General features: G+C 63.9%; 1 protein-coding gene. It reads right to left on the reverse strand.

The window, feature by feature from the left end:
- On the reverse strand, nucleotides 1-1,101 hold a 1,101-nt coding region (locus ACREB4_RS21330; RefSeq protein WP_431590245.1), incomplete at both ends, for a beta-ketoacyl synthase N-terminal-like domain-containing protein.

Genomic DNA, 1,101 nt, shown 5'->3' on the forward strand with positions numbered 1-1,101 from the left:
TGATGCCAAACGACGACACTCCGGCCCTTCGCGGGTGCCCGTTCTCTGGCCAGTCGATCTCTTCGGTCAGGAGCTCGATGCTGCCCTGCGTCCAATCAACATGCGGGGTCGGCGCGTCAACGTGCAGCGTCTTTGGCAGCCGTCCCTGCTGGATGGCCATCACCATCTTGATCACGCCGCCGGCTCCTGCTGCAGCTTGCGCGTGGCCGATGTTTGACTTGACCGATCCGAGGTAGAGCGGGCGCTCGCGCTCCTGGCCATAAGTTGCAAGCAGGGCCTGGGCCTCGATCGGGTCTCCGAGCGTTGTGCCGGTTCCGTGGGCCTCGACTGCGTCGACTTCTGCAGGGGTGAGCCCTGCGTTTGCGAGCGCCTGCATGATCACGCGCTCTTGGGAGGGACCGTTTGGAGCTGTCAGGCCGTTGCTTGCTCCGTCCTGGTTTGTTGCTGAGCCCTTGATTACCGCGAGGACCTCGTGGCCATTTGCTCTTGCGTCTGAGAGGCGCTCGAGCAGAAGCAGCCCCGCGCCTTCAGCCCAGGCGACGCCGTCTGCCGCTGCGGCAAATGACTTGCTGCGGCCGTCCGGGGCAAGCCCCCTCTGGCGGCTGAACTCGATGAAGGATCCTGGCGTTGAAAGCACAGTGACGCCTCCGGCCAATGCCATCGAGCACTCGCCGCTTCTCAGCGCTTGAGCAGCAAGGTGCATCGAGACAAGCGCAGATGAGCAGGCGGTGTCAACAGTCACGGCCGGGCCTTCAAGGCCAAAGGTGTATGAGAGGCGGCCAGAGACGACGCTTGGCGCGACGCCCGTGCCGATGTAGCCCTCGATCGCAGATAGGTCGCTAAAGCCTGCCGCATAGTCAGAGCCGCTGATTCCGGCAAAGACTCCCGTTGCGCTGCCGCGCAGTGATGCGGGATCGATTCCCGCATCCTCGAAGGCCTCCCAGGCTGCCTCAAGCAGCAGCCTCTGCTGCGGATCCATCGCCAGCGCTTCCCTTGGGCTGATGCCAAAGAACTCAGCGTCGAACTCTGCCGCCTCATGCAGGAAGCCGCCGCGGGTTGCGTAAGTGGTGCCCGAGTTGTCTGGGTCTGGGTCGTAAAGCG

The sequence above is a fragment of the Aquabacterium sp. genome (genome assembly GCF_050725395.1).
In the GTDB taxonomy this organism is placed as follows: Bacteria; Pseudomonadota; Gammaproteobacteria; order Burkholderiales; family Burkholderiaceae_C; genus Aquabacterium.